Origin of the sequence: Thalassobacillus cyri (assembly GCF_900107755.1) — a bacterium.
Taxonomy (GTDB): domain Bacteria; phylum Bacillota; class Bacilli; order Bacillales; family Halobacillaceae; genus Thalassobacillus; species Thalassobacillus cyri.
In genome coordinates this window covers 46,565-71,539 of the sequence record NZ_FNQR01000013.1, presented here as the reverse complement: position 1 = coordinate 71,539, position 24,975 = coordinate 46,565, and the positions used below count along the sequence as shown (strand labels likewise).

Here is a 24,975-nt window from a genome sequence, read left to right as displayed (position 1 = left end):
AGATAAATAAAGGAGGGCTAATAGGTGAGCACAACGGTTGAAGAGGATTTAAAAGTGATCGTGTTTGAATTGAATAAAGAAGAATATGCAGTTCCGGTACAACAAGTAGGGTCGATAGAGCGGACACAGGCGATTACACGTGTGCCGAATACCGCTGATTTTGTTAAAGGGGTCATAAATCTTCGAGGTGTGGTTACTCCAGTCATCGATTTACGGACCCGTTTCGGGATGAAAGAAAGTGATCAATCAGAAAATACCAGAATCATCATTGTATATATGGATGACATCAAGGTGGGAATGATTGTTGATGCTGCTAACGATGTAACCGACATACCAGGGGCTATGGTAGAACCCCCTCCGTCCGTTGTCGGTACGGTAGAAACAGACTACATAAGAGGAATTGCAAAACTAGAAGACAGGTTGTTAATACTGCTGGATCTTCACAAAGTACTTCACGAAGATGAGATAGAAGTCATTAAGACAGTAGAAGGGTAACGTTGAATGATGAATGAATTCAGTGAGTTGGACTTAGATGTATTAAAAGAAATAGGTAATATCGGGGCTGGTCATGCAGCGACATCCCTATCCTTATTATTAGATAGAAAAATTGAAATGCATGTACCAGCAGTGAAAGTAGTAGATTTTGATGAAATGATGAATTTGGCAGGCGGTCCGGAAGAAAGGGTAGTTGCTGTTTACCTTCGCATCCATGGTGATGCCCCGGGGAATATGTTTTTCGTATTGTCCCCAATGCAGGCTGGCATGTTTGTCAAGCAAATGACCGGTGTCGTTTCATGTCAATTCACAGACCCCCCCTATGATGATATGGCAGTCTCTGCTATGCAGGAATTGGGCAATATCCTTACTGGCTCTTACTTAACATCATTAGCTGATTTTACAAACATGAACCTCCAGCCCTCGGTGCCTGCATTAGCGATCGATATGGTGGGTGCTGTATTAAGCTATGGATTACTTGAATTATCTCAGTATAGCGATCAGGCGATAGTCGTGGAAACACTGCTAGTGGATGAAACCGGGTCCACGCAAGATATCCGCGGTCACTTTTTTCTATTGCCTGACCCCGATTCTTATCAGAAGATATTCACTTCACTGGGAGTAAACGCCCATGATTAAAGTGGCGAAGGTCGTGAAAGTGGGTATTGCAGACATGAATTTTGTAACAACACCCGACATGCTCAAGACCTCAGGGCTGGGTTCCTGTGTGGCTGTCATATTATTTACCAGACATAGACAAGTGGCAGGGATGGCCCATGTCATGCTTCCAAGTAGCAGTTTAAACCATAGTCCGTCGCTCAATCAGGCTAAATATGCCGACACAGCCATCCAGGCATTATTAGCGGGTTTTAAGAAACACCATATTGCCGGGTACATGTTAAAAGCTAAAATCGCAGGTGGAGCACAAATGTTTCCGTTCGCTTCACAAAAAGATGATGGGTTGGCTCGCATAGGACCGAGAAACGTAAAGGCTGTCAGGCAGCAGCTGGAAGCTCACCGGATTCCGTTGGTAGCGGAGGATATTGGTGGCACAGCTGGCCGGACAGTGGTGTTCGACCCTGCTACCAACATACTGCAGGTGAAGACGGCGGATAGAGGGGTGGCTGAAATATAATGGCGGGAAATCTTTTGTGGAACTTATCCTTTGCTGTGTTCGGTTTTTGTTTATCATTAATTTTATCACTGCAAAATAATTCACTTGATACATCTATGATTCGAGCCGCTTCTGTATTTATTTTCATGTACGTACTCGCTTTTTCATTCCGATGGGCATTTCACTATATTAATAGAACCAATCACCAAAAAGTAGATCACAATACGGAGAAAACGTCAAAAGTCGAAAAAGATAGAAACTTTACCCGGGAAGAGCCGGTCGCCAAACAAGCTTCGGAAACGATCAGGCAGCTCTTAAACGAAGATTAATAGTTTCATCTTACGTATGAATTACCTTGTTAGAAGAAGGAGGGGTTGTATGGCAAACTCGTTATCTGCAAAGGAACAAGAACTATGGAGTCAGTGGCAGCACGAAGAAGATATGGAAGCTGCAAATGAATTGATTGAAAAACATCTTCATCTTGTAAACTTTCATGTGCAGCGAATATCTGCCCATTTGCCTTCAAGTGTAAATAAAGAAGATATTAAAAGTTTAGGACTGCTGGGGTTATATGATGCTCTTAAAAAATTTGATATCAATCGCGATTTGAAATTTGATACATATGCGTCATTCAGAATTCGCGGAGCCATCATGGATGGATTGCGTAAAGAAGATTGGCTGCCTCGGTCTGTAAGAGACAAGGCTAAAAAAATCGAACACGTATCAGAATGTATGGAGCAGCAGTTGCAGCGCCCCCCTTCCGCAAAAGAAATAGGAGAAGCATTGGACATGGGAGAAGAAGAGGTAGCTGAAGTCATTAAAGATTCCTTATTTGCCCATGTGCTATCCATGGAAGATAAATCTAAGGATGGCGACAGTGAACATAAGGAAGGGATAGGTTACACACTCCCCGACACGAAAACATTGACCCCTGAAAAAAATTTGGTGCAACAGGAAAACCATCAGGATCTGGCAGAAGGAATAAAAAAGTTGAAAGAGAAAGAACAACTTGTTATCAGCCTGTTTTATTATGAAGAACTTACTTTGACCGAAATCGGTCATGTGCTAGGATTGACGACTTCCCGGATTTCACAAATTCATGCAAAGGCATTATTCAAATTGAAAGATGGACTTGCAGGGTTATTGTTGGATTGATGATCAGCTAGAGGTGATAGCATGGAAATGGATCACGATTATTTAATGATAAGAATAGCAAAAGATAAGATGAAGGTGGAATTGGACATCAGAAAAGATGATGATCTGCCATTTCCGCTATCAAGGGAAGTGCTATTGGAATTTTTGCAACACCATCATGTGCAGTTCGGTATTAATCTCGAATTGATTGAACAAGTGGCAGCAGCAGAAGATACCACGTTGTTTCCAATCTTAGCCGCTGTAGGAACGGAACCTATTAAAGGGGAAGATGGACAAGTATTATTCGATAAGCCCTACACCCATACGATTAATGATAAAGAGAAAGTTAGTTTCAGGGATATCATCCATATCCCTTCCGTAGAAGCAGGAGAACGGATTGCAGTCATTGTACCTCCTGGACCAGGAACGCCTGGGGAAAATATACTTGGTGAAATAATACAAGGAAAACCAGGACGTGCCGCACGTATGATTGCTGGAGAAAACGTTCAAATGAACCCGGCGGATAATGCTTTTTATGCCAGGGCTTCCGGACAATTAAATATTAGGGGCCATGCACTAAACGTGCTCCCTTCTTATGAGGTTAACGGTGATTTGGATATGCGTACAATTTAGACTTTGTCGGTTCGGTCACTGTAAGAGGAAATGTTCCAACAGGTTATCAAATTAAAGCAGAAGGCGATATCACAGTGAAAGGGCTCGTAGAGGGAGCGAAACTGGATGCTGGGGGAACAATTACGATAACAGAAGGAATAGCTGGACAGGGAAAATCGGAAATCACTGCTGGGATGGACGTTCGTCTTGGGTATATCAATCAAAGCATGGTCGAGGCTGGAGGAAACCTTTTTGTAGAAAAATCCATACTCCACAGTGAAGTGATTGCCAAAGGGGATATTTATTGTCAACAAGGTCATATTATTGGCGGTGTATTATCGGCCGGACGCGCAATAGAAGCGAAAGATGCTGGAAACCGTATGAGCACCATCACTGAATTGTATTTAGGTGTGAATAAAAAGGTGAAAGCAAGAGAAGAAACGTTGCAGGATGAACATACGATACTTGAAGATAATATAAAAAAATTACGATTGATTGGTAATCATCTGGATAATAAGAAACATAAAACCGGAGAATTAACCCCAAAAGAACGGGTGACGATGCTGCGTCAAAAAAATTCATTACATAATTATGAACTTAGAAGGCAAGTTCTTTTAGAAGAGTTAAGTGAGCTGAAGAGTGATATTGGGGAATTAAAAGATACAAGGCTTTCCATTAATGGCACATTGTACTCTAATGTGGAAATCGGTTTCGGCATGTATCATAGGAAAATCTTCCGTCCGATTACTAATGTATATGCTACACTTACGAAAGGAGAAATCGTGATTCGCTCTCTGGGATAAGGAAAGTATATATTTGAAAGGATTTTGGAAATAGCGGGGGTTGTTTAATGGTTACTTTTTTATTGATCATTAGTTTTATAGTACACGGCGTTCTGATACTGAGCATGGTTATCCTGTCCACGAGGGTGAAGAGAGCAGAAGAACTCGAGACTCGCCAAAAGCAAGTAGCAGAGGATATAGAACAGATGTTTACCGCATATCTGCTTGAAATCAAAGAAGAAAATGAACGTTTACAGCAAATGCTTGATATGGAAGGAAAAACAGAGCCCCATTTTTCCCCTTCACACCCGGGGCGAAATCGTGTTTCTGGAGAAGAAAATCCTGTCCGTACCCGTGGACAACAGAACTTTGAGAAACAATCAAAGCCGGTTTACCAGCCTCTTATGCCGGGAAATGAACAAGTAAACTATGAACCTTCTATCTCGACCCAGGTATTTGCACTGGAAGACCAGGGTTACGCTGTTGAGGAAATCGCCCGCAAATTAAACAGGGGTAAGACAGAAATTGCCTTGATTTTGAAATTCAATCAACAAAATATGTGATTATACTTGATTGCACCAATGGCTTATGATATATTTACTTTTGGTGTCAATACACACGGTTGCAGATTCCTGCCGAGGGTGCTCTATACATGAGTTTCGGAAGGAAGATGAAGTGGCCGGAGGATACTAAAAAAACCAAACAGGAGGAATTAACATGTCTGTAATTTCAATGAAACAGCTGCTTGAAGCTGGTGTTCATTTCGGACACCAAACTCGCCGCTGGAACCCGAAGATGAAAAAATACATCTTCACGGAGCGTAACGGCATCTACATCATCGACCTTCAAAAGACGGTCAAAAAAGTAGATGAAGCATTCAACTACGTCAAGGACGTAGCTGCTGACGGCGGAAACATTCTTTTCGTCGGTACAAAAAAACAAGCACAAGAAACAGTACGCGATGAAGCTACCCGCTGTGGTATGTATTACATCAACCAACGCTGGTTGGGTGGTACATTGACAAACTTCCAAACTATCCGCAAGCGTATCAATCGTTTGAAAGATATCGAGCGCATGGAAGAAGACGGAACTTTCGACGTACTTCCTAAGAAAGAAGTAGTCGGTCTTCTTAAAGAAAAAGATCGTCTAGTCAAATTCTTAGGCGGTATTAAAGAAATGAAGAGTCTTCCTGATGCAATGTTCGTTATTGACCCGCGTAAAGAGCGCATTGCTATTGCTGAAGCTCATAAACTGAACATTCCTATTGTCGGAATTGTAGATACAAACTGTGACCCGGACGAAATCGATTATGTCATTCCAGCAAATGACGATGCGATTCGTGCTGTTAAATTGCTTACTTCTAAAATGGCTGACGCTGTTCTTGAAGCGAAGCAAGGGGAAGAAACTGAAGTTGCAGAAGAGTCTGCTCCAGCTGAAGAAGCAGAAGCTGCAACCGAGTAACAAAGGTTTCAAAGGTGATAAGAGGGTGAACCTTTTATCACCTTTTTTAAAGAGGATGTTCAGAGGCCTTAGGACGCAAGTGTATGCAATCTAGCTTCCACCCGAAGCCGGACTTCCTTTTCTTCTTTGTTTAAATTTAACTAATAAAGCATACGTTGAATGCTAAATTTCTAAAGGAGGAAATAACATGGCTGTAACTGCTAAAATGGTAAAAGAACTGCGCGAAAAAACTGGTGCAGGTATGATGGATTGTAAAAAAGCACTAACGGAATCAGATGGAGATATGGACAAAGCGATGGAATGGCTTCGCGAAAAAGGTATCTCTAAAGCACAAAAGAAGGCGGATCGTATCGCAGCAGAAGGTTCTGCACACGTTGAAGTTGATGGAAACACTGCTGTATTGCTTGAAGTCAACTGCGAAACTGACTTCGTCACAAAGAACGATCAATTCAAAGCTCTTCTTCAGGAGCTTGGCAAGCACTTACTTTCTCAAAAGCCTGCTACAGCAGAAGAAGCTTTGGAGCAAAAGCTTCATGGCGAAGGCGATACTGTAAACGAATATATCAATTCCACGATTGCTAAAATCGGTGAGAAAATTTCTCTTCGCCGTTTCACCATTCTTAACAAAACAGATAACGACGCTTTCGGTGCTTACATTCACATGGGTGGAAACATCGGCGTACTAACTCTTCTGGAGGGTACGACTGATGAAGCTGCAGCTAAAGATGTAGCGATGCATACCGCTGCTGTCAACCCTCGTTATGTATCCCGTGATGAGGTCTCTGAAGAAGAAGTAAACAAAGAACGTGAAATGCTTAAGACTCAAGCGTTGAATGAAGGCAAGCCTGAGCATATTGTTGAAAAAATGGTAGAAGGCCGCTTAGGTAAATTCTTTGAGGAAATTTGCCTGCTTGAACAAAGCTTCGTAAAAGATCCAGATCAAAAAGTTAAAAAGTTCGTCGAATCTACAGGCGGTTCTGTAAAAGGTTTCGTACGCTATGCAGTAGGCGAAGGCATGGAAAAGCGTGAAGACAACTTTGCTGAAGAAGTTATGAGCCAAGTTAAAAAATAAGCATGCCTGAAGAATAGGGGACACACATGGTGTTCCCTATTTTAAAACATGCTACATATCTTGAAACCAGCTTCTTTTTAAGAACGAATAACAAACATTCAGATAAAATAGGTATATGGAGGTTACTATGACTGCAGCTCGTTACCGACGAATCGTATTGAAACTAAGTGGTGAAGCCTTAAGTGGAAAGCAAGGATATGGCATTGACCCTGCTATCATCCAATCTGTAGCCAAACAAATCAAAGAAGTCGCCGAACTAGGAGTAGAAATTGCCGTGGTAGTAGGTGGCGGTAACATTTGGCGAGGGAAAGTCGGAAGTGAAATGGGCATGGACAGGGCAAATGCTGATTATATGGGAATGCTTGCTACTGTTATGAATTCTCTTGCATTGCAAGACAGCCTGGAAAATAACGGCATTCCTACCCGTGTACAAACTTCGATTGAAATGCGCCAGGTGGCTGAACCTTACATCCGTAGAAAAGCAATCCGTCACCTAGAGAAAAAACGAGTCGTCATTTTTGCGGCAGGTACGGGTAACCCTTATTTCTCCACGGATACCACTGCGGCGCTTCGTGCTGCAGAAGTAGAAGCAGATGTGATTCTTATGGCTAAGAATAATGTGGATGGTGTCTATAATGCAGATCCTAAAATCAATAAAGATGCTGAAAAGTACGATCAGCTTTCTTATATGGATGTTTTAAATGAGGGATTAGGCGTTATGGATTCAACGGCATCATCTTTATGTATGGACAACGACATTGCTTTACTGGTATTCTCGATTACTGAAGAGGGTAATATCAAAAAAGCAGTTCTAGGTGAAAATATCGGAACGATTGTAAGGGGGAAATAAACATGTCCAATGAAGTGATCAAAGAAACGAATACGAAAATGGAACAAGCTGTGCAAGCCTATTCCCGTCAGTTGGCGACAGTACGTGCGGGTCGCGCGAACCCTAACCTATTAGATAGTGTCCATGTTGACTACTATGGCGCTTCTACCCCTTTGAACCAACTGGCTCAAGTTTCTGCACCAGAAGCGAGATTGCTGGTCATCACACCTTATGATAAGTCTGCGATTGCGGATATTGAAAAAGGAATTCAGAAAGCCGATCTTGGCTTATCTCCTTCAAGTGATGGAAACATCATCCGTATCAATATCCCCGCTTTAACAGAAGAGCGTCGTAAAGATCTTGTAAAAGTAGTAGGGAAGTATGCGGAAGAAGCAAAAGTACAAATCCGTAACATCCGTCGTGAGAGCAATGACAAATTGAAAAAGCTTGAAAAGGACGGAGAACTTACAGAAGATGAATTACGTGGATTCCAGGACGATGTGCAAAAAGCAACGGATAATCATGTTGCGAAAGTCGATGAGCTTTCCAAAAACAAAGAAGCAGAAATCATGGAAGTTTAAACACAAGCGCAAGCGTCCCTTTCAGTGACGTACCAATTGGACGCGGAATGAACTGTTTCCTTTTAATAGTACTTTAAAGTAAAAAAGCCGCGCTGCAACTGGCGCGGCTTTCTATTTTGCCGTTATTATTAAGAAAAAGTAATCGAATCTTTTCGTGTTTTGCTTTATGTCATTATACTCATGGTGTAGGATTATAGTATAATAAATAAGATAAGTATCCTTATTGGAGGATGTCGAAATGCCAATCAAATTTCCATTTACTAAATCAAAATCAAAACCTGAACCCCAAACTCCTGGGTTAGATTATAAGCAATTGCCACGTCATGTCGCTATTATCATGGATGGAAATGGAAGATGGGCAAAAAATAAAGGACTGCCTAGAATCGCAGGGCACAAAGAAGGCATGAATGTCGTCAAAAAGGTTGTCAGGCATGCCTCGAACCTGGGAATTGATGTGCTGACTCTTTATGCTTTCTCCACGGAAAATTGGAAGCGCCCGAAAACTGAAGTGGAATTCCTGATGAAATTACCCATGGAGTTTTTAAATACATATCTCCCGGAACTGATTGAAAAGAACGTACGCGTCGAAACAATCGGTGATTTCGAGAGATTACCTGAACATACAAAAACGGCCGTCCAAGAGGCGAAGGACCGTACCAAAAACAATACTGGACTTATATTAAATTTTGCTTTGAATTACGGCAGCCGGTACGAAATGGTAGAAGCTGTCAAGGTAGTAGCTGATGAAGTGAAACAAGGGAATCTGGATGTGGATGAAATAGATGAAGGCTGTATTTCCAGGCATTTGTATACAGCCGATTTAAAAGAACCAGATTTATTGATACGTACAAGCGGGGAACAGCGTCTGAGCAACTTCCTGCTCTGGCAGCTGGCCTATAGTGAATTTTGGTTCACCGATGTATACTGGCCGGATTTTAACGAAGCATACTTTGAAAAAGCGCTGTACGATTATCAAAACAGAAAACGTCGTTACGGCGGAGTATAAGGTGTTGAAGTAGCATGAAACAAAGAACCATTACAGCAATTGTGGGAGCGCTTATCTTCCTTCCCTTGATAGTACTGGGGGAATGGCCTTTTAAAATATTCGTTTACCTGATTGCCAGTATAGGAATTTTTGAATTGATACGAATGAAAAAGATATCCCGTTATTCTTTTCCTTCGATTATTACCCTTCTTTTGTTATGGGCGCTAATGTTTCCGTTTGGAGAAGTCTTCGGAGTGGAAGAGGTGGAAGTCACCAAGTCTGAATTGACATTGCTGGCAGTATTGATCCTGCTAAGCTATACCGTGCTGGTGAAAAACCGTTTTACTTTTGATGATGCGGGTTTTTTATTAATTTCCGCCATTTATGTAGGGATGGGCTTTCATTATTTGATTGAGACGCGCGAGAGCGGATTGCATTTCGTTTTTTATGCGCTGTTTGTCATTTGGGCAACGGATACAGGGGCCTATTTGTTTGGACGGGCATTCGGCAAGCATAAGCTCTGGCCGAAAATCAGTCCTAAAAAGACGGTCGAAGGGGCCGTAGGTGGTATTGTCCTGGCATGTATCGTGGCGCTCGTCTTCCAGATCTTCTATCCAGTGCACTCTTCAACAATCATCGTAGTGATCGTTACGATTGTTGTATCTTTTTTCGGTCAAATCGGCGATCTCGTCGAATCTGCATTTAAACGGCATTACGCTGTAAAGGACTCTGGAAATATCCTTCCTGGTCATGGCGGTGTACTTGACCGGTTTGACAGCTTGATTTTTATTTTACCGGTATTACATTTCATAAATTTCATTTCATAGCATTCAATAGAAGTGGGAGAGATTTATCTTATGAAGCAAATAACACTCCTGGGAGCCACCGGTTCGATTGGTATCCAGACGCTTGATGTCATTCGTCTGCATCCCGATCATTTTTCCGTCTATGCGCTTGCCTTTGGGAAAAATATCGAAAAAGCATTCCCCTTGATAAAAGAATTTGAACCAGAAGTAGTGGTGGTACAAGATCACACAGTCAAGCAACAGGTAGAAGGCGAGTTTCCGACTATTAGGGTATTGCAAGGCACAGGGGGAATGATTGCTGCCAGTACGGCGGAAAAAGTCGATGTCCTGGTCAATGCAGTGATGGGGAGTGTAGGACTGCCAGCAACAATGGCAGCAATTGAAGCGCGTAAACTGATTGCCATCGCTAATAAAGAAACTCTTGTTACAGCAGGGCATCTTGTCATGGAAGCAGCGAGAAAATACCAGGTAGACTTATTGCCGGTAGACAGTGAACATTCCGCTATTTTTCAAAGTTTGAATGGAGAGAAAAATGAATCGGTAGAACGACTGATTCTTACAGCATCCGGCGGAAGTTTCCGCGACAAAACCAGGGAGGACCTTGTAGGTGTCACTGTCGATGATGCTTTGAACCATCCCAATTGGAGTATGGGTGCTAAAATTACGATAGATTCTGCCTCGATGATGAATAAGGGCCTGGAAGTGATTGAGGCGCACTGGCTATTTGATATCCCTTATGAGCAAATAGATGTTATACTTCATAGAGAGAGTGTCATACATTCCATGGTGGAATATAAGGACAAAAGTGTCATCGCCCAGTTAGGGACTCCTGACATGAAGGTACCGATTCAGTATGCCCTCACTTATCCGGACCGGCTTGATTTATCGATGACAAAACGGTTAAACTTAGAAGAAATTGCCACTTTGCATTTTCAGCCGATGGATTATGAACGGTTCCGCTGCTTGAAATTAGCATATCAGGCAGGAAAGGAAGGTGGTTCCATGACCACTGTACTTAACGCCGCTAATGAACAAGCTGTCGAATTATTCCTAAAAGGGGAAATATCATTTTTAGACATAGAAACATTGATTGAACAAGCTTTAGAGCGTCATCAAACGATCCGAAAACCTGATTTAGATACAATCCTCACTATCGATCAGGAAACCCGGCAGCAGGTACGCTCGTATTTAAAATAAAGGAAGGTGCTTCTTTTGACGACTGTTATTGCTTTTATACTCATGTTCGGTGTTTTAGTATTTGTACATGAGTGGGGGCATCTGATCTTTGCCAAGAGGGCAGGGATGCTTGCAAGAGAATTCGCGATCGGTTTTGGTCCGAAAATCTTTGCCTTCACAAAGAATGAAACACTTTACACAATCCGCCTGCTTCCTGTTGGGGGATATGTCAGAGTGGCCGGGGAAGACCCGGAAATAATTGAATTGAAAGCTGGACACCATGTCGGATTGGAATTCAATGATCAAGGCAAGGTGAACAAAATCATTGTCAATAACAAGTCCAAACACCCTAATGCACGAGTGATCGAAGTTGAAAGAGCTGACCTTGATCATCGTCTTCTCATAGAAGGTTATGAACTAGACGAAGATGAGAAGCTGGTTTTTGAAGTAGATCCTAAAGCCTACTTCGTTATGGATGAGAAAGAAACGCAAATTGCTCCGTATAATCGCCAGTTCGCTTCTAAGTCGATAGGGCAGCGAGCAATGCAGCTGTTTGCAGGTCCAATGATGAACTTTGTATTGGCTATCATCGTCTTTTTCATTCTAGGATTCATTCAGGGTGTTCCAGTTGATGAAGCCCAAATAGGGAACGTTGTCGACGATACCCCAGCTGAACAGTCCGGCCTCCAGACCGGGGATGAAATTATCGAAATCGATGGTCAGCAAGTAACTACCTGGGAAGAGTTTACGGAAATTGTCCGCAATCACCCGGATGAGGAATTAGACTTTACAGTCATGAGAAACGGACAGGAACAGGAGCTTTCTATAACACCTGCTTCGATTGAACAACAGGATGTGAAAATTGGTCAAATCGGAGTGGAACGTGCATTTGATGATTCATTTGTAAAAACGATCCAATTTGGCTTTACCCAAACTTATGACTGGACAAAGCTTATCCTGGTCAATTTAGGGAAGCTGGTGACAGGTCAGTTTTCCTTAGATATGCTTTCCGGTCCAGTTGGTATCTATGATGCTACAGATAAAGTGGTTCAGACAGGATTCATCAACTATTTGATGTGGTCAGCGATTTTGAGTATCAACCTCGGGATTGTCAATCTCCTGCCATTACCTGCACTAGATGGAGGACGGCTATTGTTCGTAGCAATTGAGGCAGTTAGAGGCAAGCCGATCGATCCACAAAAAGAAGGTGTCGTCCATTTCATTGGCTTCGCATTACTTATGCTGTTGATGCTAGTGGTTACCTGGAATGATATCCAGCGCCTTTTCCTATGATAACCCGACAAGTTATAATAAAGATAAATCAGTATCTTTTAATAATGAGAACTGGAAGTAAAATGTACAGCGATTACTTCCAGTTTTCCTATCAGTAGTATGGAATAGAGGTGTCGACTATGAGACAAAGTGAAATGTTATTGCCAACCTTGCGAGAAACCCCGGCAGATGCAGAAATTAAAAGCCATCAGTTATTGGTCAGAGCGGGGTATATCCGTCAGATTGCTTCTGGGGTCTACAGTTTCTTGCCGATTGGCCGCAGAGTATTACGGAAAGTTGAAGAGATTGTAAGAGAAGAAATGGAAAAGGCTGGAGCTCATGAAATGTTAATGGCAGCTTTGCAGCCAGCAGAGTTATGGAAAGAGACGGGACGCTGGGATACTTTCGGACCTGAACTCATGCGTCTGCATGATCGCCATGAGCGGGAATTCGCTCTCGGGGCGACCCATGAAGAAGTGATTACAAGTATCGTGAGAGATGAAGTGAAAAGCTACAAGAAACTGCCACTGACTGTCTATCAGATTCAAAATAAATTTCGTGATGAAAAACGTCCGCGTTTCGGTTTATTACGAGGTCGGGAATTTTTAATGAAGGACGCTTATTCGTTCCATGATTCTTTTGAAAGCCTTGATGGTACATACCAAAGGATTTTTGACGCGTATTCCAACATCTTCCGACGCTGCGGTTTGAATTTCCGTGCGGTAATTGCTGATTCAGGAGCAATGGGTGGGAAGGATACCCATGAATTCATGGTGTTGTCAGAAGTAGGAGAAGATACAATCGCTTATTCTGATACTTCCCGCTATGCCGCTAATATTGAAATGGCGCCTGTCATTACAGAATATACAAAGTCTGAAGCAGAACCGAAGGACATGGAGAAGGTGGAAACTCCTGATCAAAAGACCATGCAGCAGGTTGCTGATTACCTTGGCCATACCCTTGAAGAAGGTCTTAAATCGATCATGTTCAAAGTGGACGACCGCTTTGTGATGGTTGTAACCAGGGGCGACCATGAAGTTAATGATGTAAAACTGAAAAATCTTTATGATGCCAGCTTGATTGATCTTGCTTCTGAAGAAGAAACAAAAGAAGTAATCGGTGCCGGTTTTGGTTCACTCGGACCTGTCGGTGTACCGGAAAAGGTAGAATTAATCGCTGATCTTGCTGTGGAAACAATGGTCAATACAACATGCGGCGCCAATGAAGAGGGTTATCATTATAAAAATGTAACACCTGGCAAAGACTTTACCGTGGATAAATATGCGGACCTCCGCTTCATTAAAGAGGGCGATCCATCTCCCGATGGAGAAGGTACCATTAAATTTGCCAGAGGTATTGAAGTAGGACATGTATTCAAGTTAGGTAAATTCTATGCGGAAAAGATGGACGCTTCTTATCTGAATGACCAGGGCAAGTCCAATACCATGATTATGGGTTGCTATGGTATCGGTGTTTCAAGAACATTGGCATCGATCGTGGAGCAATACCATGATGAAGACGGAATTACCTGGCCGGCAAATGTCGCACCTTACCAGGTACATGTATTGACATTGAACCCTAAAAAAGAAGAGCAGGCAGCACTTGGAGAAGAGTTGTACCAGAAGCTTTTAGCTCAAGGGGTTGAGGTTTTATATGATGACCGAAAAGAACGTCCAGGAGTGAAATTTGCAGATAGTGACTTGATCGGTATCCCGCTTCGTGTGACAATTGGAAAACGTGCAGGAGAAGGCATCGTCGAATTTAAAGATAGGGCTACCAAGGAACAAATCGAGCTTGAATCAGATCAGGTTATCGATCATGTGAAACAGTTCCTGAACAAATAAACGCTTCAATTGTATCTTGATTTAACGGATATACCCTTGCTACATTAATTATGCGAGGGTATATTTTATTGTTTGGATGAAGTTGTTATTGGTCTGCCAAAATCGAAGGCTGTAACTCAGCCGCGAGGGCTACGATTTATTGGGAGGAATCATCGTGGGAGTTTCAAGTAGAGAAAAGATGGAGCTGTTGTTAAAGCAAATTCAGTTTCCCGAAGAAATAGCAGAACAGCATTTGAGCAAAAGCTCATTAAAAAAATTGGAAGTATATAAACAGACGAAAACATGGCATTTTCACTTTCAACTGGAGTCTCCGATGCCTCCATCAGTCTATCAATTGTTCATAACTAAATTGCAGGAAGGGTTCCGCCATATCGCTCCTGTGGTGGATTGGACATTCCACACAGAACAGCAAACCATCCAGGAAAGTGACTTGCTGGATTATTGGAAGTGTTTCGTACAGACAGTGCCTCAGTTATCTCCTGCCTACAAGGATCTAGTGTTGGAACAGCAGCCGGAGATAAACGGGAATAAGATTATGTTAACCTGCCGCAACGAAGCAGAAAGTCATGCCGTCCAGAAACGCCTGCATGAACCACTGCTTTCCTTCTGCAAAAAGGTGGGAATTACTCCATGTACAGTTGCGACACAAGTGAAAAGCCAGGAAGAGGAAATCAAAAAGTTTCAGGAAGCGCGGCAAAAAGAAGATCAGTTATTCGTCCAGCAGGCAGTCAAAGAGAAAGAAGAACGGGCTAAGCAGCAGGAGGATAAAGAGCATGAAGGTCCTGTCATGATTGGGTATAACATCCAGGAGGACCCTGATAAGATGTGCGATATTCTTGAAGAAGAACGGAGAAAAATCGTACAAGGTCATGTGTTTGATGCCGAAGTGAAAGAATTACGTTCCGGCCGCCATTTGCTTTTGTTGAAAGTTACGGATTATACGGATTCTTTCTCCATCAAGATGTTCTCTCGCGGTGATGATCATGCCGAACAGTTCAAGGCCATTAAAAAAGGAATGTGGATCAAAGCACGGGGAAGTATCCAAACAGACAATTTCACATCCGAACTGACCATGATGGCGAATGACATCAATGAAGTCAAACCGCTTCAACGCGTCGATGAAGCACCAGAAGGTGAAAAGCGGATAGAGCTGCATGCGCACACTACCATGAGCCAAATGGATGCTCCTGTTGCTCCCGGACGTCTTATTGAAACTGCAGCAAGATGGGGACACGAAGCAATTGCCATTACCGACCATGCGGTTGTGCAAGCCTACCCAGAGGCACATTCGGCAGGAAATAAACACGGCATCAAGATTATTTATGGTGTAGAAGCGAACCTGGTCGATGATGGGGTGCCGATAGCTTATGAAGAACAGGACCGCGACTTGGCCAGCGATACTTATGTAGTATTTGACGTCGAGACGACCGGTTTATCAGCTGTCTATGATAAAATCATTGAACTTGCCGCTGTTAAAGTAAAAGACGGGGATATCATTGATCGTTTTGAATCATTTGCAAACCCGCATCACCCGTTATCACAAACTACTACTGATTTGACGGGAATTACCGATGATATGGTAAAAGATGCTCCAGAAATTGAGGATGTGTTAAAGGAGTTCCATGAATGGACAGGAGATTCCATTTTAGTCGCTCATAACGCAAGCTTTGACATGGGCTTTTTGAATGCCGGTTATAAAAACATAGGTATCGGTAAATCAACATTGCCTGTCATCGATACGCTCGAGCTCGCTCGGCTGCTTGTTCCAGAATTGAAAAATCACCGTTTGAATACGTTATGTAAGTTTTTTGACATTGAACTTACCCAGCATCACCGGGCAATCTATGATGCTGAGGCAACTGGATATTTGCTTTGGAAGTTAATTAAAAAAGCTTTAGAAAGAGGAATCACCAACCATAAGAACTTGAATGATTATATGGGAGAAGGAAACGCGTATCAGCGTTCACGTCCCTTCCATTGCACATTGCTTGCCACCAATCTTACAGGCCTGAAAAATATCTATCGTCTTGTTTCTCATGCTCATGTCGATTATTTTTACCGGGTGCCCAGAATACCGCGTTCTAAATTGACAAAGCTGCGGGAAGGAATCCTTATCGGATCCGGATGCGACAAAGGTGAAGTGTTCGAAACGATGATGCAAAAGTCTGAAGAGGAAGCAGAGAAAACAGCTGAATTTTATGACTATATTGAGATCCAGCCGCCTGGAAACTACTACCACTTGATAGAGAAAGAACTGGTACAGAACGAAGCACAGATTTACGATATTTTAAAAAAGCTGATTGCGATGGCGGATCGTCTTGGCAAAAAAGCGGTGGTAACCGGGAATACTCATTACATCGAACCGCATGAAAAAATGTACCGCCAAATTCTTATTTCTTCCCAAAACGGTAATCCGTTGAATCGCCAGACACTACCGGAAGTCCACTTCAAAACGACCAATGAACTTTTAAAAGAATTCGCTTTTCTTGGACAAGACACAGCTAAGGAAGTAGTGGTGACCAACACGCAGGCAATAGCCAATGAGATAGAAGAAATTTCTCCGGTCAAAGATGACCTGTTCACACCTAATATCGAAGGTGCTGACCAGGAAATCCGTGAAATGTCCTACAATAAAGCAAAAAGTCTTTATGGCGATGTGCTGCCTGAGTTGGTTGAAAAACGGTTGGAAAAAGAATTGGACAGTATTATTGGACACGGGTTTGCCGTCATCTATTTGATTTCACAAAAGCTGGTTAAAAAATCACTGGACGATGGCTACCTTGTCGGTTCGCGTGGTTCTGTCGGTTCCTCTTTCGTAGCAACGATGACCGGAATCACCGAAGTCAATCCATTGCCTCCGCATTATGTCTGTAAACATTGCCGTGACCCGGAATTTTTCACAGACGGTTCCGTCGGAAGCGGGTTTGACCTCCCTGAGAAGGATTGTCCAAAGTGTGGAGAACCGATGAATAAAGATGGGCAGGACATTCCGTTTGAAACTTTCCTTGGTTTCAAAGGAGATAAGGTCCCTGATATCGATTTGAACTTCTCTGGGGAATATCAGCCGCAGGCTCATAATTATACAAAAGTACTTTTCGGAGAAGAAAAAGTGTATCGTGCGGGAACGATCGGTACGATTGCAGAAAAAACGGCTTACGGTTACGTAAAAGGATATGCAGGAGACCACCAATTACAAATTAAAAATGCCGAAGTTGATCGACTCGTCCACGGATGTACCGGGGTGAAGCGTACCTCAGGGCAGCACCCTGGTGGTATCATCGTTGTTCCGGATGATATGGAAATTTACGATTTTACCCCGATACAATATCCGGCGGACGATACGAAATCAGAGTGGCGTACGACTCACTTCGACTTCCATTCCATTCACGACAACCTGCTTAAACTTGATATACTCGGTCACGATGACCCAACCGTCATCCGTATGCTGCAGGATTTGAGTGGCATCGACCAAAAAGAAATCCCCGTCGATGACCCGGAAGTCATGAAGATTTTCAGTGGTCCAGAGACTCTGGGAGTCACCGCCGACGAGATTTTATGTAAAACCGGTACACTTGGTGTTCCGGAATTCGGGACACGCTTTGTCCGTCAGATGCTTGAAGACACGAGGCCGAAGACATTTGCGGAACTAGTCATCATTTCAGGCCTGTCACACGGTACGGATGTATGGCTCGGTAATGCTCAGGAACTGATCAACGATGGCATCTGTACATTACCGGAAGTAATCGGCTGCCGTGACGACATCATGGTTTATTTGATGCACAAGGGGCTTGAGCCATCGCTTGCCTTTAAAATCATGGAATTTGTCCGTAAGGGACGTGGCCTCCAGGACGAATGGATTGAAGAAATGAAGAAACACGGAGTCCCTGACTGGTACATTGATTCCTGTAAGAAAATCAAATACATGTTCCCGAAAGCCCACGCAGCTGCTTATGTATTAATGGCAGTGCGGATCGCCTACTTCAAGGTCCACTACCCGATCTATTTCTATGCTGCTTACTTTACCGTCAGAGCAAGCGATTATGAATTGGAAACGATGGTCAAAGGGGCAGATGCGATCAAGAAGCGCATTGAAGAGATTCTTGCTAAGGGAAATGATGCTTCACCGAAAGAAAAAAGTTTATTGACTGTGCTGGAACTATCTCTGGAAATGTGCCAGCGAGGCTATTCTTTCCAGACAGTCGACCTTTATAAATCAAGTGCTGCCGAGTTCCTCGTCGATGGAAATAAACTGATTCCACCTTTCAATGCCATTGACGGCCTTGGAACGAATGCTGCCATCAACATAGTGAAAGCACGTGAAAATGGCGAATTTTTATCCAAGCAGGACTTGCGAGAGAGAAGCCGGATTTCCAAGACAGTGCTTGAATATTTGGACCAGCAGGGCTGTTTAGAAGGGATGCCGGAAGAAAACCAGCTTTCTTTATTCTGATGGTTAGGAATGGCCTTTCTTGCAATAAATAGGAACGTATGGTATATTTTTATTGGTTAGAAAAGTGATACGAAGGACGGCGAAAGAGTGGGGCAACCCGCTCTTTCGTTTATCTTTACGGTTATTTTTCTGTGTCGAATTGGCTTAGCACCTGTTGCGCACTACATATGCTGTAGTGCCGTATTTTTGTAGAGATACATTACTTGACACTACAGAATTAAATGGAATGAAGAATAGCCCGTCAATCCTGCATGATAGGAATGATTATATTAGAAATACTAAGGGTAAGAAGAAGGAGGGAACGACATGGGTGAAAATGTTATACGCTTGACAGAAGAGCTGGTTCAGCCGGTACTGGAAGACATGAACCTGGAGCTCGTCGATGTTGAATTCAAAAAAGAAGGGAAGAACTGGTTCCTTCGTGTGTTTGTAGATAAAGAAAATGGCGTAGATATCGAGGAATGCGGGTATGTCTCTGAACAGCTTAGTGAAAAGCTGGATGACGTGGATCCGATTGAATTCCCTTATTTTCTCGAAGTAGCCTCACCAGGAGCGGAACGACCGTTGAAAAACAAGGAAGCACTTCAAAAGCATGTCGGCCGCCGCGTTCATGTGAAACTATATGAACCGATAGATGGTGACAAAGAATACGAAGGTGACTTGAAATCCTTTGATAATGATGTCGCTGAAATTGAATTCCGAATTAAAACGAAAACAAAAACAGTTGAAATTCCTTATGATAAAATCGCCAAAGCCCGTCTGGCAGTGAGTTTCAATTAAAGGGGGAGAAGATAGTTGAGCAACGAACTTTTTGATGCAATCCATTATCTAGAAAAGGAAAAAGGCATCGATAAAGATGTATTGATTGATGCACTTGAAGCTGCATTGATTTCTGCTTACAAGAAAAACTTCAATTCAGCTACTAACGTGCGGGTGGATTTGAATGAAGAGGAAGGATCCATGCGGGTATATGCAAGAAAAAAAGTAGTTGAGGAAGTAATGGACCCTCAGCAGGAGGTTTCAACGGAAGAAGCAAAAGAAATCAATCCAAATTATGAGCTGGAAGATGTCATCGAAGTAGAAGTTACACCGAAGGACTTCGGGCGTATCGCAGCCCAGGCAGCTAAACAAGTGGTGACCCAGCGTGTCCGGGAAGCAGAACGTGGTATTATCTATGGCGAATACAGCGACCGCGAAGAAGATGTCATGACGGGGATTATCCAGCGGAAAGATCCACGGTTCATATATGTGAACCTTGGTAAAATCGAAGCACGTCTTCCTGAAGCTGAACAAATGCCGACAGAAACATATGAAATCCACGACCGCCTGAAAGTATTGGTCACAAAAGTGGAAAACACCAATAAAGGTCCGCAGATCTATGTATCACGGACCCACCCGGGCCTTCTGAAGCGCCTGTTTGAAATGGAAGTTCCTGAGATTTTTGACGGAACCGTAGAAGTGAAGTCAGTAGCACGGGAAGCTGGAGACCGTTCTAAAATTTCGGTCTTTGCGGAAGATCCGGAAATTGATCCGGTCGGTTCCTGTGTTGGCCAGCGAGGTCAGCGTGTTCAGGCTATTGTCAATGAATTAAAAGGCGAGAAAATAGATATCGTCCAATGGTCTGAAGATCCGGTAACCTATGTTTCCAACGCCTTGAGCCCTTCCAAAGTGGTGAAAGTGCTTGTGAACGAGGAAGAAAAAGCAACCACCGTCATCGTACCAGATTACCAGCTATCCTTAGCGATCGGTAAACGTGGTCAGAATGCACGTCTTGCTGCCAAATTGACTGGCTGGAAGATCGACATCAAGAGTGAATCAGAGGCTGAAGAAGAAGGCTTATTGGATGATAATGCCGATGATTTAAAAGAAAACGATACAGATGAAGCTTTTTCTGACACAGACGAAGAACGCTTTGAATAAGGAGTGGTAGCTATGGCTGCTTCCAGAAAAGTACCATTACGTAAATGTGTAGTAACGAAGGAAATGAAACCGAAACAGCAGCTGATACGTGTCGTACGCAACAAAGAAGGAGAAGTTTTTGTTGATCCGACTGGAAAGAAAAATGGCAGAGGCGCTTATGTTTCCAAAGACACAAAAGTGATCGAAACAGCCCATGACCAGGATGTTCTCAGCCGGCAGTTGAATACAAAAGTCGATGATTCCATTTACGAAGAACTGAAAGAAATTGCTGGAGATTGACGAAATGCAAAAAGCATTGAATTTACTAGGACTTGCCTTTCGAGCTGGCAAGTGTACACTCGGTGAAGAATCGATTACAAGAGATATCCAGAAAAAAAGAGCTAAACTTGTATGGATAGCGGAAGATACTGGCTACCAGACAAAAAAAAAGCTGATAGACAAATGCAGCTTTTACAATATACCCTACTATCTTGCAGCCGACAGGGATACACTTTCCCAGGCTATTGGTAAGGAGGGGAGAGTCGCGATCGCAGTTCTTGACCAAGGATTTGCGAAAAAGTTGCAATCGCTGCTCGATGAATCTATTCGGGGGTGAACGTATGAGTAAGATGAGAGTATATGAATATGCGAAAAAGAATGAAATGACAAGTAAGAAAGTTATCAATAAATTGGAGGCCTTGAATATTGAGGTATCCAACCATATGTCAACAATTTCAGACGAGACGAAATCTAAGTTGGACCAGGAGTTCGGCTTTGGAAAAAAGGAACAAAAGCCAGAAAAACAGCAGAAAAACGATTCCAACAAAAAGGATGCTCAAAAACAAAACAATATGAATAATCAACCAGGTAAGCAGGGAAACAACAAGAAAAAATCCAATCAAAATAAAAAGAAAAGCAACAATCAGAAGAAGAACCAAAAACAAGAACGAAACCAGCAGCAAAACCAAAAGCCTGCTAAAAAAGGTACTCCGGAGAAGATTTTATTCTCTGGCACGCTTACAGTAGCTGAGTTGGCGGAAAAACTGAACAAAGACACTTCTGAAATCATCAAAAAATTGATGATGTTAGGTGTCATGGCAACGAAAAACCAGGATCTTGATGTTGATGCGATCGAATTGATCTGTTCGGAGTATGGGGTAGAAGTCGAAGAAGAGGTACAAGTCGATGAGACCGATATCGAAAACTACCAGTTCGAGGATGCAGCAGAAGATTTAGAAGAACGCCCTGCAGTGGTCACTATCATGGGGCACGTCGACCATGGTAAAACAACATTACTTGACTCTATTCGTGATACCAAAGTGACTGAAGGAGAAGCAGGCGGCATCACCCAGCACATCGGTGCTTACCAGGTAGAGGAAAATGGCAAGAAAATCACTTTCCTTGATACCCCAGGTCACGCTGCTTTTACCAGCATGCGATCCCGTGGTGCCCAGGTAACAGATATTGCTATCTTAGTTGTAGCAGCAGATGACGGTGTCATGCCACAGACAGTGGAAGCGATCAACCATGCAAAAGCTGCTGATGTACCGATTATCGTAGCTGTCAACAAAATGGATAAAGAAGGCGCAAACCCTAACCGTGTCATGCAGGAACTGATGGAATATGAGTTGATTTCCGAAGATTTCGGCGGCGAGACCATCTTCGTCAAGATGGCTGCAGTCAAGCATGAGGGCATCGATGATTTATTAGAAATGATCGTACTAGTAACGGAAATGGAAGAATTGAAAGCTAACCCGAACCGTCCTGCATATGGTACAGTCATTGAAGCAGAGCTTGATAAAGGCCGCGGCTCCGTAGCTACCTTGCTTGTACAAAATGGTACATTACGTGTCGGTGATGCACTCGTGGTCGGAAATACGTTTGGCAGGGTCCGTGCAATGGTTAATGACCTTGGCCGTCGAGTAAAGTCGGCTGGACCTTCTACTCCAGTAGAAATCACGGGCTTAAATGAAGTTCCACAAGCGGGAGATCGTTTCCTTGCCTTTGAAGATGAGAAGAAAGCCCGTGCAATCGGAGAGGCCCGTCAGCAGAAGCAAATCGAAGCACAACGTAGCGATAGAACGAAAGTAAGTCTTGATGACTTGTTTGAACAGATCAAACAAGGGGATATTAAAGATATCAATCTGATTTTGAAAGCTGACGTTCAAGGTTCAGTTGAAGCTCTTGCTTCTTCTCTGGAAAAGATTGATGTCGAAGGTGTCAAAGTCAACATCATACACACCGGTGTAGGTGCCATCAATGAATCAGATATCAACTTAGCATCTGCATCTAATGGGATTGTGATCGGGTTCAATGTCCGTCCTGACGCCAACGCTAAAAAAGCGGCTGAATCTGAAGACGTAGAAATCCGTTTACACCGCGTCATTTATAAAGTAATGGAAGAAATTGAAGCGGCTATGAAAGGGATGCTTGATCCTGAATATGAAGAAAAAATCATCGGTCAAGTGGAAGTCCGTGAAACATTCAAAGTTTCAAAAATCGGTACGATTGCCGGCGGTTATGTAACAGATGGTAAGATAACAAGAAATTCCGGTGTACGGGTTGTCCGTGACGGCGTCGTCATTTTCGAAGGGGAAATTGATACGTTGAAGCGTTTCAAAGACGACGTGAAAGAAGTAGCACAAAACTATGAGTGTGGTATTACAATCAAAAATTATAATGATATCAAGGAAGGCGACATCATCGAAGCATATGTCATGGAGGAAGTAGAACGTACATGATCCTCAGTGCTGAAGTAGAATGCTTCATCTATGACGCTCAGTCGTTGAAGGAGAAACGTTCTGTCATTAAACGGATTACTACCCGGCTGCAAAACGAATACAACGTTGCTGTAAGTGAACTGGATTACCAGGACTTATGGCAGCGTACTGTAATCGGCATCGTGACGATTTCAAGTGACCGGGTTCAGGCAGAACGGCTGATCCAACAAGCGTTAGCCTTCATTGACTCATTTCCTGAAATTGAAAGGGCAGAGACGACATTGGATTGGTGTTAACCTGCCTTAGCATAGAAGAGGTGGATGACATGAGTGATTTACGTGCCAATCGCGTAGCAGAACAAATGAAGAAAGAGCTTGGAGATATTATCAGCAAAAAGATCAAAGACCCTCGTGTAGGTTTTGTGACGGTCACAGATGTAAGTGTTACCGGTGACCTTCAACAAGCGAAAGTTTATATCTCCGTTTTAGGCGACGATAAACAACAGCAGGATACATTGCTCGGTTTGGCAAAGGCAAAAGGATTCATACGTTCTGAGATAGGAAAAAGAATCCGCCTGCGCAAAACACCAGAAATATCTTTTGAATTCGATGAAGCGATTGAACGAGGCAATCGTATCGAAGAGATACTTCGTGATTTGAATGATACGCATAGCAATTAATCCAGACTAAGACTGTCCTCTTTTTGCCTGCTCTTGTGCCCGAGTATATACAGCTGCTGAATTCCGACTGTATCCGAAAGGGCATAGAGAGGGCTCCGAAGGGAGACGGTCTTTTCTTTTGATTAGGAGGTGTGTAGTTTGGATGGTATACTGCCGGTTTGGAAACCAAAGGGTTGGACTTCCCATGATTGTGTTATGAAGGTGAGAAAAATCCTGCATACCAGGAAAGTCGGCCATACAGGTACCCTTGATCCAGATGTCGAAGGAGTACTTCCATTATGTATCGGGCGTGCTACCAAGATCGTACCGTTTTTGACGGATACAGTGAAAGTCTATGAAGCTGTCGTGACTCTCGGATATGCCACGGATACAGAAGACAGCTCCGGGGAAGTAGTTGAAACCCTGGAAGTGTCCGAGCCGTTTGATGAGAAGGCTGTCAGGGAAATTTTGCACTCCTTTCAAGGAAAGATTAAACAAATTCCCCCGATGTACTCTGCAGTTAAAGTAAAAGGAAAAAAACTTTATGAATATGCAAGAGAAGGGAAAATAGTTGAACGTCCTGTCCGTGAGGTTTATATTCATAATATAGAAAAGCTGGACTCCATACGATATGAGGATGGAAAAGCCAGTTTTCCATTTCAAGTCATTTGTTCCAAAGGCACCTATATCCGAACTTTATGCGTGGACATCGGGAGGGAACTTGGCTACCCTGCCCATATGTCATTTCTTGAACGTACGCGAACAGGTGATATCAGCAAAGAGGATTGTTTCTCATTAGAAGAGATCCAAAAGCTGGCTGACGATGAAGCTTATGACAAACTGTTGCTGCCGCTTGTAAGAGGTTTAAATCATTTGGATGCCTGGCAGGTAGATGAAGAAACACGTGTAAGAATTAAGCATGGACAAGTGCTGCCTTCACCATCTCAAACCTTTACCAGTGATGTTTTTTGTGTCAAATTTCAAGATGAAGTTCTGGCAATCTATCAATTCCATCCGGAAAAACAAGGGAAAGTTAAACCGGTAAGAGTTCTCTGATGGAGGCTTTATCTGTAGTAAAAGTAGGT

The 24,975-nt window shown here is 43.0% G+C and carries 26 protein-coding genes; all 26 read left to right on the top strand.

The features are described from left to right. Window positions 1–24 precede the first annotated feature (24 nt). The 26 genes from BLV00_RS15025 to truB all read left to right on the top strand — a co-directional run bounded on the left by BLV00_RS15025 (window position 25) and on the right by truB (window position 24,946). Entirely contained in the window at window positions 25–495 is a 471-nt protein-coding gene (locus BLV00_RS15025; protein ID WP_093045791.1) for a chemotaxis protein CheW, read from the top strand. Between the two features lie 6 nt (window positions 496–501). Beyond that, window positions 502–1,134, top strand: coding sequence for a chemotaxis protein CheC (locus BLV00_RS15020; RefSeq protein ID WP_425441690.1), 633 nt, complete (start codon window positions 502–504; stop codon window positions 1,132–1,134). After that, window positions 1,127–1,630: a chemotaxis protein CheD gene (locus BLV00_RS15015; protein WP_093045790.1), complete on the top strand. Its 504-nt coding sequence runs from the start codon at window positions 1,127–1,129 to the stop codon at window positions 1,628–1,630. Before BLV00_RS15020 ends, BLV00_RS15015 begins: the two co-directional genes overlap by 8 nt. Then, window positions 1,630–1,938 carry a hypothetical protein gene (locus BLV00_RS15010; RefSeq protein ID WP_093045789.1) on the top strand — a complete coding sequence of 103 codons (309 nt, stop codon included), beginning with the start codon at window positions 1,630–1,632 and terminating at the stop codon, window positions 1,936–1,938. The genes BLV00_RS15015 and BLV00_RS15010 overlap by 1 nt, the downstream gene beginning before the upstream one ends. 49 nt (window positions 1,939–1,987) lie before the next feature. Then, window positions 1,988–2,764 carry a FliA/WhiG family RNA polymerase sigma factor gene (locus tag BLV00_RS15005; protein WP_093045788.1) on the top strand — a complete coding sequence of 259 codons (777 nt, stop codon included), beginning with the start codon at window positions 1,988–1,990 and terminating at the stop codon, window positions 2,762–2,764. A gap of 21 nt (window positions 2,765–2,785) precedes the next feature. Then, window positions 2,786–3,376: a flagellar assembly protein A gene (locus tag BLV00_RS22700; protein ID WP_093045787.1), complete on the top strand. Its 591-nt coding sequence runs from the start codon at window positions 2,786–2,788 to the stop codon at window positions 3,374–3,376. A gap of 50 nt (window positions 3,377–3,426) precedes the next feature. Then, window positions 3,427–4,158, top strand: coding sequence for a FapA family protein (locus BLV00_RS22695; protein ID WP_342722862.1), 732 nt, complete (start codon window positions 3,427–3,429; stop codon window positions 4,156–4,158). A gap of 125 nt (window positions 4,159–4,283) precedes the next feature. After that, window positions 4,284–4,700, top strand: a complete 417-nt coding sequence (locus BLV00_RS14990) for a DUF6115 domain-containing protein (RefSeq protein WP_143030734.1) — start codon at window positions 4,284–4,286, stop codon at window positions 4,698–4,700. 154 nt (window positions 4,701–4,854) lie between these two features. Beyond that, entirely contained in the window at window positions 4,855–5,598 is a 744-nt protein-coding gene (gene rpsB, locus BLV00_RS14985) for a 30S ribosomal protein S2 (RefSeq protein WP_093045784.1), read from the top strand. 187 nt (window positions 5,599–5,785) lie between these two features. Further along, window positions 5,786–6,670: a translation elongation factor Ts gene (gene tsf / locus BLV00_RS14980; RefSeq protein WP_093045783.1), complete on the top strand. Its 885-nt coding sequence runs from the start codon at window positions 5,786–5,788 to the stop codon at window positions 6,668–6,670. A 127-nt stretch (window positions 6,671–6,797) separates the two neighbouring features. Beyond that, window positions 6,798–7,520 (top strand): UMP kinase, encoded by a 723-nt coding sequence (gene pyrH, locus BLV00_RS14975; protein WP_093045782.1) that lies wholly within the window; start codon window positions 6,798–6,800, stop codon window positions 7,518–7,520. A 2-nt stretch (window positions 7,521–7,522) separates the two neighbouring features. Beyond that, window positions 7,523–8,080 (top strand): ribosome recycling factor, encoded by a 558-nt coding sequence (frr, locus tag BLV00_RS14970; protein ID WP_093045781.1) that lies wholly within the window; start codon window positions 7,523–7,525, stop codon window positions 8,078–8,080. A 238-nt stretch (window positions 8,081–8,318) separates the two neighbouring features. Next, on the top strand, window positions 8,319–9,086 hold the full coding sequence (locus BLV00_RS14965) for an undecaprenyl pyrophosphate synthase (protein WP_093045780.1): 768 nt from the start codon (window positions 8,319–8,321) through the stop codon (window positions 9,084–9,086). Between the two features lie 14 nt (window positions 9,087–9,100). After that, complete coding sequence (locus tag BLV00_RS14960) at window positions 9,101–9,892, top strand: phosphatidate cytidylyltransferase (RefSeq protein WP_093045779.1); 792 nt, start codon at window positions 9,101–9,103, stop codon at window positions 9,890–9,892. A gap of 30 nt (window positions 9,893–9,922) precedes the next feature. Beyond that, the gene (gene dxr, locus BLV00_RS14955; protein WP_093045778.1) at window positions 9,923–11,068 is read left to right on the top strand and encodes a 1-deoxy-D-xylulose-5-phosphate reductoisomerase; all 1,146 of its coding nucleotides are present in this window, start codon (window positions 9,923–9,925) and stop codon (window positions 11,066–11,068) included. Between the two features lie 15 nt (window positions 11,069–11,083). Beyond that, on the top strand, window positions 11,084–12,340 hold the full coding sequence (gene rseP, locus BLV00_RS14950) for an RIP metalloprotease RseP (protein ID WP_093045777.1): 1,257 nt from the start codon (window positions 11,084–11,086) through the stop codon (window positions 12,338–12,340). Between the two features lie 119 nt (window positions 12,341–12,459). Further along, window positions 12,460–14,163 (top strand): proline--tRNA ligase, encoded by a 1,704-nt coding sequence (locus BLV00_RS14945; RefSeq protein ID WP_093045776.1) that lies wholly within the window; start codon window positions 12,460–12,462, stop codon window positions 14,161–14,163. Between the two features lie 154 nt (window positions 14,164–14,317). Continuing rightward, window positions 14,318–18,613, top strand: a complete 4,296-nt coding sequence (locus BLV00_RS14940; RefSeq protein WP_093045775.1) for a PolC-type DNA polymerase III — start codon at window positions 14,318–14,320, stop codon at window positions 18,611–18,613. Between the two features lie 306 nt (window positions 18,614–18,919). After that, the gene (gene rimP / locus BLV00_RS14935) at window positions 18,920–19,393 is read left to right on the top strand and encodes a ribosome maturation factor RimP (protein WP_093045774.1); all 474 of its coding nucleotides are present in this window, start codon (window positions 18,920–18,922) and stop codon (window positions 19,391–19,393) included. Between the two features lie 15 nt (window positions 19,394–19,408). Continuing rightward, on the top strand, window positions 19,409–20,533 hold the full coding sequence (nusA, locus tag BLV00_RS14930) for a transcription termination factor NusA (protein ID WP_093045773.1): 1,125 nt from the start codon (window positions 19,409–19,411) through the stop codon (window positions 20,531–20,533). A gap of 12 nt (window positions 20,534–20,545) precedes the next feature. Continuing rightward, window positions 20,546–20,812: an RNase P modulator RnpM gene (gene rnpM, locus BLV00_RS14925; protein ID WP_093045772.1), complete on the top strand. Its 267-nt coding sequence runs from the start codon at window positions 20,546–20,548 to the stop codon at window positions 20,810–20,812. A gap of 4 nt (window positions 20,813–20,816) precedes the next feature. Beyond that, the gene (locus BLV00_RS14920) at window positions 20,817–21,128 is read left to right on the top strand and encodes a L7Ae/L30e/S12e/Gadd45 family ribosomal protein (protein WP_093045771.1); all 312 of its coding nucleotides are present in this window, start codon (window positions 20,817–20,819) and stop codon (window positions 21,126–21,128) included. 4 nt (window positions 21,129–21,132) lie between these two features. Beyond that, window positions 21,133–23,253: a translation initiation factor IF-2 gene (gene infB / locus BLV00_RS14915; RefSeq protein ID WP_093045770.1), complete on the top strand. Its 2,121-nt coding sequence runs from the start codon at window positions 21,133–21,135 to the stop codon at window positions 23,251–23,253. Continuing rightward, a complete protein-coding gene (locus BLV00_RS14910; RefSeq protein WP_093045769.1) occupies window positions 23,250–23,528 on the top strand; it encodes a DUF503 domain-containing protein in 279 nt (92 codons plus the stop codon). Before infB ends, BLV00_RS14910 begins: the two co-directional genes overlap by 4 nt. Before the next feature lie 29 nt (window positions 23,529–23,557). Beyond that, entirely contained in the window at window positions 23,558–23,911 is a 354-nt protein-coding gene (gene rbfA, locus BLV00_RS14905) for a 30S ribosome-binding factor RbfA (RefSeq protein ID WP_093045768.1), read from the top strand. A 129-nt stretch (window positions 23,912–24,040) separates the two neighbouring features. Beyond that, window positions 24,041–24,946: a tRNA pseudouridine(55) synthase TruB gene (gene truB / locus BLV00_RS14900; protein WP_342722837.1), complete on the top strand. Its 906-nt coding sequence runs from the start codon at window positions 24,041–24,043 to the stop codon at window positions 24,944–24,946. Window positions 24,947–24,975 lie beyond the last annotated feature (29 nt).